This window comes from Moorena sp. SIO3I8, assembly GCF_010692325.1.
In the GTDB taxonomy this organism is placed as follows: Bacteria; Cyanobacteriota; Cyanobacteriia; order Cyanobacteriales; family Coleofasciculaceae; genus Moorena.
Genome location: NZ_JAAHHW010000177.1, coordinates 1 through 10,051, shown reverse-complemented (window position 1 = coordinate 10,051; position 10,051 = coordinate 1). Strand labels below are relative to the sequence as shown.

The window sequence follows — 10,051 nt, the reverse complement described above, 5'->3', positions numbered from 1 at the left end:
GTAAGCCTCTTGTTCTTGAATCAGGACTTGGCACCCCATACTCTCCTGAATTTCCTTTGCTTTACCAATACCACCCCGATGGGTAATTACCAGTGATGAGACTCCCCCTTGCTCACGCAAAAATTGTTGGTTAGTCTCATTCCAGGCAGGACAATCAATCAATAGGTTGAAGGAATTTCCTACAATAATATAAGCCGTACCACCTAACGTATCTCGATTGGGTGGAAAAGCAAAAATGGTATCTAGAACAAGGCGTGGTGGCTTGGATGCAGCAGGTTGCTGATTAGACGATCCGCTTGGCGTAAAATCAAAATCGCCTTTTGCTGGAGTATCGGGTTGCACAATGCTTGTAGTTTAATTGTAGTTTTTAGTAGACGGTGTGATCTTTAATCATGGAACTCTGGCTACTCCCATTTACATTTATTTTACTCGCTGTGATCACTTACTTCGTTATCCAGCGAAGCGTTGCTAGCCTCACTCAGACACCAGTCTGGTTACTGTGGCTGGTAATGATGATTCCACCACTAGTCTGGATTGGTTGGACTCTGTTCAATGGTGAGAACACACCAATACCACCAGCCCTATTGCTCGGTCCATTTGTCATTTGCTTGCCGTTGTACTGGCTGCTGATTCAGTGGGGACGCCCAGCTCCCAATTCAACAATGACCAAAGAGAATCCGACTAAAACAACTACCTCAGACCCGGTCGCCAAAATTTCATCGGCAACTGAAAAGTCAAGCCTTCGTGCCATCACTAAAGAAGAAGAAACAGAGCTGAGAAATTGTTTTCCCTGGGGAATCTACTATCTCCAAAATATTGAGTACCGACCTCAAGTAGTGTTGTGTCGCGGCAAACTCCGCACTAACCCAGAGCAAGCCTACCGTACCGTGCGGTCAAATATAGAAGCTGAGTTTGGCGATCGCTTCTTCGTAGTCTTTCAAGAAAGCTTTAGCGGCAAACCCTTTTTTGCTCTAGTGCCCAATACCAAAAAATCAACCAAACCTTACAGGGGGTCTGAATCATTAACGCGACCTGGTTTAGCATTGGGTCTGATGCTCATTACCTTGTTTACCACCACCTGGATCGGCACTCAGATAGCTGGAGTGTCAGAAAATCCCCTTACTGACCCAGCGCTTTTACTGCAAGGACTGCCCTATGCCCTGGCCTTAATGGCAATTCTCAGCATTCATGAACTCGGTCATTATTTTGCCGCAATGGTTTACAAGGTACGTACAACTCTGCCTTACTTTATCCCGATACCCTTTTTCTTCTTGGGAACATTGGGAGCATTTATTCATATACGCTCTCCTGTTCCTAACCGTAAAGCCTTATTTGATATAGGCATTGCTGGTCCACTAGTTGGCTTCGTGGTTACCCTACCAATCCTAATGTGGGGATTAGCCCATTCCACTGTAGTGCCTTTGTCTGACTCTTCAGGAATCTTGAACCTAGAATCCCTCAATCCCCGATTTTCCCTTTTGCTAAGCTTACTAAGTAAATGGGCATTGGGCAGTGAATTTGTCTCGAACACCGCAATTAACCTTCATCCTGTGGCAGTCGCTGGTTATATCGGTTTAGTTGTTACTGCTTTCAATTTAATGCCAGTGGGACAACTGGATGGTGGACATATCGTCCATGCGATGTTGGGTCAAAGAACTGGTATGACCATTGGCCAGATTACCCGGCTGTTAATGATGCTCCTAGTATTTATCCAGCCAGAATTACTCCTGTGGGCAATTATTCTTTTATTCATGCCAGTGGCAGATGAACCAGCCCTTAATGATGTTTCAGAACTTGACAACTGGCGAGATTTGTGGGGAATTATAGCATTGTTGATTTTAGTCAGTATTATTTTGCCAGTACCAGGAACAATCACTAAGTTGTTAACTATTTAGTCAAAATTTAACATTGAGAAGTAAAAATTGAGACTATAAAATTGTTAATTGTGAATTGTTGGATATTAACAGTTAACAATTAATAATTAACAATTGAATAAAGTGGTTGTCATAGAAATCAGGTACACAGGATTTTTTTCCCTACTCCCTACTCCCTACTCCCTACTCCCTACTCCCTACTCCCTACTCCCTACTCCCTACTCCCTACTCCCTACTCCCTACTCCCTACTCCCTGTTCCCTATTCCCTGTTCCCTTTGCTATATAATGGCTAATGACAAACAAAAAGTAAATGTTATCGGTGGTGGCTTAGCCGGTACAGAAGCTGCTTGGCAAATTGCTCAGGCTGGAGTACCAGTGGTGTTGCACGAAATGCGACCAGTGCGACTATCCCCGGCTCATCATACGGTCGAATTGGCAGAATTAGTATGTAGCAATTCCTTTGGTGCTAAATCAAGCGATCGCGCTGCGGGTTTGTTGCACGAAGAATTGAGACGCCTTGGTTCAATTATTATTGGCAAAGCTGATCAACATGCTGTTCCAGCTGGGGGTGCCTTAGCTGTAGACCGAGCAGTATTTAGTCGGGAATTGACGGAAACCTTAGCTAGTCATCCCCTGATCGAGTTGCAGCGGGAGGAAGTTCCGCAAATTCCTACCACAGGGGTGGTGGTACTTACAACCGGTCCGTTGACTAGTCCTGCTTTAGCCGAAGACCTGCAACAGTTCACTGGTTTAGAATACTTTAGTTTTTTTGATGCTGCATCACCGATTGTAGTGGGGGAATCCATCAATCGTGATATCGCCTTTATGGCATCCCGGTATGACAAAGGAGAAGCGGCTTATCTTAATTGTCCCATGAATCGGGAGCAGTATCGTCACTTCTGGGAGGAACTGTGTGCAGCTCAAAAGGCGGAATTGAAAGACTTTGAGCAAGAAACTGCTAAGTTTTTTGAAGGGTGTCTACCGATTGAGGAGATGGCTCGTCGGGGGGAAGATACTATGCGCTACGGTCCTCTGAAGCCAGTGGGACTGTTTGATGCCCGTAAGGGAGACTTCCGCGCTCCGGAAAATCAGCACCACCGTCCTTATGCTGTGGTACAGCTGCGACAGGAAGATAAAACAGGTCAGCTGTGGAATATGGTGGGATTCCAAACTAATTTGCGCTGGGGTGAGCAGAAACGGGTATTTCGACTGATTCCGGGTTTGGAAGAAGCAGAGTTTGTGCGCATGGGGGTGATGCATCGGAACACGTTTCTGAATGCTCCTGAGTTATTGCAACCAACGCTACAGTTCAAAAAACGGTCTACTTTGTTGGCAGCTGGTCAATTGGTAGGAACAGAAAGTTATACAGCAGCTGCTGCGGGAGGGTGGCTGGCTGGTACCAATGCGGCGCGACTGGTATTGGGATTGGAACTGGTAACGATGCCACCCACTACGATGATGGGAGCGTTGTTTGAGTTTATTAGTTCCGCATCACCTAAGCATTTTCAGCCTATGCCACCAAATTTTGGGATTTTGCCCGAATTGCCAGTGCGGATAAAGAATAAGCGAGAACGATATGGAGCATATCGCGATCGCGCTTTGGCAGATCTTGATGGTTGGTTGAGTAGGCTGCGCGTATCTGCAGCTTAGAGGATATCTGAAAAGTTTTTTGATACTGCATTTTGCCCCCCTAGCCCCCCAACTTTGGGGGAAGAGTCAATTTGCTTCTAAAAGTCCCCCAAAATTGGGGGACCAACGGGGGCTTGGATGTAGCAAATTAGACTTCTCAGACAACCTCTTAAGAACTCTTATATTCCAACAACATAACTTTGACTTATTCTGACTCGAAGCTCCTGAATTAATATTACTAAATTTTAGAGCTTTTAAGTGCAAGTGCAAGATATGAAAATGGGTAATGGCTTGGGAGTAATCAAAGTTACCAATTTACCATTACCCAATTTTTACAATACTGATGTTACCGAATATAATATCAGCATTATTCAATTTAGGTTTACCAATTAAGTGCGGGATAGCTTAGCTGAAATCGCTGTTTTATTAGCATCCACATCTTGTTCCTGAACTAAAGAAGCTTTTTTTATAGAACTCTTCTCCAGATTAGCAATCGGGGCAACAATTGGCCAAAAAACGGTTGCTATCGTCAACACTATCCAAGATATGCGGATTTGCTCAGGAGATAAATTAGTGTCTTTCTGGAAAGCTTGAAACCAGATCGCAAAAAAGTAGAGAGCGCCAGAAACGTAAAATCCTGCTAGTACCGTCATAACTAAATTTTATCCTAATATTGGTTAATTACAAGTTTTCATTCGGTCTGATTGACTGAAAACTCTGATGAGATCAAATCCGGTTAATTACTGCTTTGTTAACTATTCCCTCTATGTTTGGTAATGGGGAATGGGGAATCATCAACTACTCATTTCCAATTACGAGTTACCAATTACCCGATCAGGGATATAATAATTAGTTGACCGGATTTGAGATCAGCTACATTTACAGAGTTACCGAAAATTAGGCTAAAGTAACAGTTTTAGTGAACAAAGGGCTAAATTCCCCCAAAGTGAATAGTTAGGGAACGGGTAAAGGGGAACCGAAAACAGAACGATCAAGTCTTATGTTGCCTGTTGTAATCTGCTAAAAAACGAGATATATACTGTACTTCACGGAATTTTAACCCGCTGTATACTTGATTGCCCTTACTTAAATAGACTAGAGGACTGAGGTTTGTGCTTAGGTTGTTGCTAGGGTGTGTGGTGTTTACTTTGGTGTATGATTTCCCAGCTCAAATACCTTAGATACCTAAATAGTACAGACAAGTCCCCATAATGACAACACTAATGCTTTCCCCTCACTATTCACTATCGGCCAGTAGTAGTAGATAATATCCAAGGAGTGTTTAACTTTCGTCAGCATCAATTTATATAGAACTGATCTACAACCGTTGACAGCTGTATTCGGGAATTTTTTCGATGATTGTTCACAATACTGAGATAGTCTGTGGTTAAGGAAATCCGGCAAAGGGCAACCTATACCAAAAACGTCAACCCGTCTGGTAAGGTTAGGGATTGGTATGGCTTACACGGGATAGGGAGAGTTTGTCTAGGCTGTGTTCTTTGGCTGCTAATCGTCACAATTCCAGGGAGTACTTCTCCCTCACCCAACCCAGGAGTAGTAAACCCAGAAGTAGTAAACCCAGGAGCAGTAGATACCCTGCAACAGATACAGCAACATATTGAGCAGCAACGGTCTACTATTATTAAGGAAAGCGATCGCATATCTAATGTGGAGCAATCTGCCCAGAAGAAGCTGGGTGTGATTGAGCTTAATCTCAAGTCCACTGATACGGCTAACCAGGATTATAATGGCCAAATCCAACTGGCTAACCAGCGTCTAGACCAGTTGCAGGAGGATTTAGCAATTGCCGAGAGAAGCTATTACGAAAAGCGTGCTGCAATCATTGCTCGACTGCGTTTTTTACAGCGCCAGCCCAATGCTGAAGTTGGGTCGAATCTCCTCCTCAAGAGTCAAGATATCAACGAATTTCTGGCTCGACGCCGCCGATTGAAGTTAGTCTATCAAACAGACCAGAAAATCTTAACTAGTTTAAAAGCTGAAGCCGACAGCATTAACCAACGCAAAACCGAGATAGAGGCTCAGAAAAACCGAGTTTCCCTACTTAAACAACAACTCCTAGCCAAAAAGAAGCAGTTTGAAGCCCAGCTGAGGAAACAGCAACAACTGATTGACCGACTTAACTCTAACCGACAAGCTTTAGAAGCATCCCAAGCCCAGTTAGCAGAAGATTCTAAAAATCTTGTCATCTTGATTCAACGAGAGATTGCCCGTCAAAACAAGATTGCGGCAGCTAGGAAGGCAAGGCTTCGCAAAACTTTTGTTTTTAATACTGGTCAGCTGCTTTATCCCAGTAATGGCTCCATTACCAGTAGTTTTGGTTGGCGACGTCACCCCATTCTAGGTACATCTCGGTTCCATTCTGGAATTGACTTTGGGGCTAGTTATGGCAGTACTATTCGAGCAGCAGATAGCGGTATAGTAATTTTTGCGGGTTGGTATGGTGGCTATGGCAATACAGTAATTATTGACCATGGCGACAGTATTGCTACCCTCTATGGTCATGCCAGTAGACTATTGGTGAGTAAGGGAGAATCGGTCAAACGAGGAAATGCGATCGCAACTGTTGGGTCTACGGGTTTCTCTACCGGTCCCCACCTCCATTTTGAGGTTCGTAAGAACGGTGAACCTGTCGATCCGGCAAGTTATCTCTAGCCGATGGCACTTGCTAAGGCAGATTTCAAACAGTTTACACTTCTCGGTGCTCAAGTCGTGTATAGTTAAAATTGGCGATAGTGTGCTATTATCAAAGCTAATAAGATAGAGTAACTAAGATATAGTCACTCAAGCATAAGGGCGCGTAGCTCAGTGGATAGAGCACCAGATTCCGGTTCTGGGTGTCGGGGGTTCAAATCCCTCCGTGCTCGTTTGGATAAATTAACATAGCAGTCTAAATTGTATTCTTCAAAGGGCTAGCTCTGGCGTTAGGCACGACCAGAGCTAGATTATAGTGAAAGTTGTAGATTTACTTATCATTTGGGAGCTTGAAAGGGCTTCTTCCCAATTATTATTCAGTTAACAATAAACAATTAAAAATAAACAATTAACAAAATTTTCCTAACCATAATAATATTTTGATTAACTGAACTTCCCATCATTGTTTATCCCAGAGCCAATCATGACCATTCCAGACTTAGTGACGTGGCTAAAACAACGAACTGCTCTGAGTATTTTGACTCAGGAGGTGTTACAGAATCTAGCACCTAAGCTGGAAGAGCGGATTTTGCCCGCAAACCAAACCTTAGTGCTAGCCAACACCCCTCCCGCAGGATTATATATTCTCCGCTCAGGTCGGATCGAAAGCAATACTGAGGATTGGCAAGCTGTGGGTTTACTCCCTGGGGCAGTGATTAATCTACAAGCTCTATTATTGAACAAACCTGTTGAGCAAACCTTAATTACCCTCAACGAATGTCAGTTTTGGTTTGTCAGTGCTTCCGAATTTCGGGCACTCGTGGAACACTATCCAGAAATTACCCAGGCTTTCTCCCAACAACTGGCTGAAGAAGTAGAAGAGTTATCCGCTCAGCTAGCCTATGAACAAGAGCGTCAAACCATCTTACGACCGTATCTGGTTAGTAAAGCTAAACGGGGGATTATTGGGAAAAGTCGCTATGGGGTGCGACTGCGATCGCAAGTTAAACAAGCAGCGGAAAACCGCGAATCGGTGATAATCTTCGGAGAACCTGGACTAGAAAAAGATAACATAGCAGCCTTGATTCATTTTAGTTCTCCCTATCGGCGAGAAGCCATGATTAAAGTCGATTGCTCTAAATTACAAGCCAGGGTCGCAGAATTATTTGGTCGTGCAGGGGGAAAACCTGGGTTAATTGAAGCCTTAGGTCAAGGAACTCTACTATTAAATAATATTCAAGAACTTAGCCCAGAACTTATTCCAGAAATCGCTAATTTACTTAGAACCAATACCTATACTCCAGTCAACCGTTCCCAACCGGTAGTCGCTCATGGGGGAGACCCCCAAGACCGCGCTACCTCAGAACATACAGATGTTGCAGCAGCCAACGTCTCTACTAGTCAGGCTCGGATTATCATGATTGCCGAGAGAAAACTGCCAGAGATTGATTCGGTGGCAGAAAAATTGATTAAAGTACCACCACTACGGGTACGAAAAGCCGACATTGGTGACATAGTCAACTACTATATTAGTATCATATCTCGTGCTAAATGTATTAATAAAAACCGGATCACTCCCGAAGCATTACGGCGATTACAGGCGTATGATTTTCCCAATAATCTCAGGGAATTATACAATTTAGTTGAACGAGCCATTGTGCAGCTAGAAGGATGTTCAGAAGTAACCGAAGAAATTATCTGGCCCTCCCAAAGTAAGAAAAAGAAATTCCGTCTCAATCTCTTAAATTCTTATCCAGGGTTACGTCGCTTTCTCCGCAGCCCTTGGTGGCCAGACCGGATTAATTATGGCTTTACCTTAACCGCTTTTGCGATTATTGTTGCTATTTTATTTATCGGACCCCAGAATCGTCAAGAAAACTTTGCGCTTAATTTATTCTGGGCGTGGTGGTGGCCCTTAGTATTAATTAGTTTTCCCTTTGTGGGTAGGTTATGGTGTGCAGTTTGTCCATTCATGATTTATGGGGAAGTTACTCAGAAATTATCCCTGTGGCTATTTCCCCGTAAGTTAAAACGTTGGCCCCGAGAACAGGCTCAAAAGTGGGGAGGTTGGTTTTTGTTTGGCTTATTCTTCTTGATTTTATTGTGGGAAGAATTGTGGGATTTGGAAAATACCGCTTATCTTTCCGCTTGTCTACTGTTATTAATTACAGCGGGTGCGATGATATGTTCCGCTATTTTCGAGCGACGCTTCTGGTGCCGCTATTTATGTCCCATTGGCGGCATGAATGGCATGTTCGCTAAACTATCGATAACGGAATTACGAGCACAACAAGGGATATGTTCAGCGGAATGTAGCACCTATCAATGTTATAAAGGTGGTCCCGAAAAAGGGGAGGGAATGGAAACGGATGGCTGTCCCTTGTACTCTCACCCAGCACAATTGGAAGATAACCGGGATTGTGTGTTGTGCATGACCTGTTTGAAAGCCTGTCCCCATCGTTCAGTAGAAGTGAATTTACGTCCTCCAGGTATTGAATTGTGGACTACCCATGTGCCTCGCAGTTATGAGGTAGCTTTGTTATTGTTATTGTTAGGAGCAGTGTTTTTGCACCGTTTACCAGAATTGCAAGAAAACCTGGGGTTAGGGTGGGATTTGAGTCAGTTTTGGACTCATGGTTTGCTCTCGGTAACAGTGTTGAGTTTACCAGCAATTGTCCCACTATTGGCTCAAGGAATAATGGTAGGATTATATCAGGTAAAAGAAATTCGTAAGCCGAGTTATTTTGTTAAATTAGCTTATGGATATTTACCATTAGTGTTAGCTGGTAATTTGGCTCATTATTGGCGGCTTGGTTTAGGAGAAGGGGGAAGGATTTTACCGGTAATGTTTGCTACGTTTGGATTGAGTGGTGAAGGATTACCTGTGTTGGTAGCCCATCCAGCAGTAATTGCATTCTTGCAGGGAACTACGTTAATTTCAGGAGTACTTTTATCCCTGTTTTTGACCCATAAGATAGGACGTCAACCCTTTAGTTTGTTATTACCACACCATGTGAGTACGATAGTTTTAGGGATTAGTTTGTGGTGGATTATTGTGGGGTTTTGATATAATGATATCGTGGTTTTATAAAAATGCAAAAACTAAAAACTAGACTGACCCTGGAAGAATTTCTGGCAATGCCTTCGACCGATGTAACCTATGAATTAGTTGAGGGGGTTGCAGTACCGAAAATGTCTCCTAAACGTTTTCATGCTAGGGTAAGTGGTGCTTTATATACACTTTTGGATCAGTGGTGTCAGGAAAAGGGTGAAGTCAATCCAGAATGGACAATAGCCTTGCAACGTCACGGTCAAGACTGGGTACCTGTACCTGATTTAACCTACATTTCTGTTCAACGTCTGCCCTCAGAAGTTATAGAAGATGAGGCTTGTCCAGTACCCCCAGAGTTAGCCATTGAAATTATCTCACCGGGACAAACCTTTGGGCAATTAGCCGAGAAAGCAACTGATTATTTAGAAGCGGGAGTATTACGAGTTTGGGTTGTTGATCCTCAGGCGAGAAGTATCACAGTTTTTTATCCAGATGCGCCACCACGGACTTATACCAAAGCTGCGCTGATCACTGATTCGCTTTTTGAAGGCTTGGAACTTACTCCGGAGCAAGTGTTTGGGAAAGCGAGGTTACCTAAGAAGGGTTAATGACTCAGAATAAATAAAATTTATGTTTTTGAAATAACCACAGTTATAATAATAGTTTAACCAAAAAAATAACTAAAAATTATTAGTGATGTTCCCTCTCCTCACACTCAATACGGTTCGGTTAAGCTCTAAGCAGTATTGATTACATAGAATGTTCGTGTTTCACTTTTGGCTCCAATTCCTTTATGTATTGGTTTCTTGGAAGGAAATTTAGCTCTAGTTTTTTTAACTACTC

7 protein-coding genes, 1 tRNA gene and 1 pseudogene are annotated in these 10,051 nt (G+C 43.3%); 7 read left to right on the top strand and 2 right to left on the bottom strand.

The genetic code is table 11. The features are described 5' to 3' along the window. Window positions 1-342: pseudogene (locus F6K51_RS33590) on the bottom strand (MBL fold metallo-hydrolase); the annotation flags it as partial. Window positions 343-392: 50 nt separating this feature from the next. Here F6K51_RS33590 and F6K51_RS33585 point away from each other — a divergent pair. The 3 genes from F6K51_RS33585 (at window position 393) to trmFO (ending at window position 3,525) form a co-directional block, all read left to right on the top strand. Beyond that, on the top strand, window positions 393-1,895 hold the full coding sequence (locus F6K51_RS33585; protein WP_293029307.1) for a site-2 protease family protein: 1,503 nt from the start codon (window positions 393-395) through the stop codon (window positions 1,893-1,895). A 93-nt stretch (window positions 1,896-1,988) separates the two neighbouring features. Beyond that, a complete protein-coding gene (locus tag F6K51_RS33580) occupies window positions 1,989-2,168 on the top strand; it encodes a hypothetical protein (protein ID WP_293029311.1) in 180 nt (59 codons plus the stop codon). After that, window positions 2,161-3,525, top strand: a complete 1,365-nt coding sequence (trmFO, locus tag F6K51_RS33575; RefSeq protein WP_293029304.1) for an FADH(2)-oxidizing methylenetetrahydrofolate--tRNA-(uracil(54)-C(5))-methyltransferase TrmFO — start codon at window positions 2,161-2,163, stop codon at window positions 3,523-3,525. Before F6K51_RS33580 ends, trmFO begins: the two co-directional genes overlap by 8 nt. 368 nt (window positions 3,526-3,893) lie before the next feature. Here the strand turns inward: trmFO and F6K51_RS33570 are convergent, their stop codons facing one another. Next, a complete protein-coding gene (locus F6K51_RS33570; protein ID WP_293029301.1) occupies window positions 3,894-4,157 on the bottom strand; it encodes a hypothetical protein in 264 nt (87 codons plus the stop codon). 730 nt (window positions 4,158-4,887) lie between these two features. Between F6K51_RS33570 and F6K51_RS33565 the strand changes: the two genes are divergently transcribed. The 4 genes from F6K51_RS33565 to F6K51_RS33550 all read left to right on the top strand — a co-directional run bounded on the left by F6K51_RS33565 (window position 4,888) and on the right by F6K51_RS33550 (window position 9,816). Continuing rightward, entirely contained in the window at window positions 4,888-6,177 is a 1,290-nt protein-coding gene (locus tag F6K51_RS33565) for a peptidoglycan DD-metalloendopeptidase family protein (RefSeq protein WP_293029297.1), read from the top strand. 139 nt (window positions 6,178-6,316) lie between these two features. Next, a tRNA-Arg gene (locus tag F6K51_RS33560) sits at window positions 6,317-6,389 on the top strand. Between the two features lie 251 nt (window positions 6,390-6,640). Next, entirely contained in the window at window positions 6,641-9,223 is a 2,583-nt protein-coding gene (locus F6K51_RS33555) for a sigma 54-interacting transcriptional regulator (RefSeq protein ID WP_293029293.1), read from the top strand. Between the two features lie 26 nt (window positions 9,224-9,249). Continuing rightward, complete coding sequence (locus F6K51_RS33550; RefSeq protein WP_293029288.1) at window positions 9,250-9,816, top strand: Uma2 family endonuclease; 567 nt, start codon at window positions 9,250-9,252, stop codon at window positions 9,814-9,816. Window positions 9,817-10,051 lie beyond the last annotated feature (235 nt).

Coding starts and splice junctions, on each gene's coding strand:
- F6K51_RS33585 (WP_293029307.1), top strand. CDS start 393: ATGGAACTCTGGCTACTCCCATTTACATTTATTTTACTCGCTGTGATC.
- trmFO (WP_293029304.1), top strand. CDS start 2,161: ATGGCTAATGACAAACAAAAAGTAAATGTTATCGGTGGTGGCTTAGCC.
- F6K51_RS33570 (WP_293029301.1), bottom strand. CDS start 4,157: ATGACGGTACTAGCAGGATTTTACGTTTCTGGCGCTCTCTACTTTTTT.
- F6K51_RS33555 (WP_293029293.1), top strand. CDS start 6,641: ATGACCATTCCAGACTTAGTGACGTGGCTAAAACAACGAACTGCTCTG.
- F6K51_RS33550 (WP_293029288.1), top strand. CDS start 9,250: ATGCAAAAACTAAAAACTAGACTGACCCTGGAAGAATTTCTGGCAATG.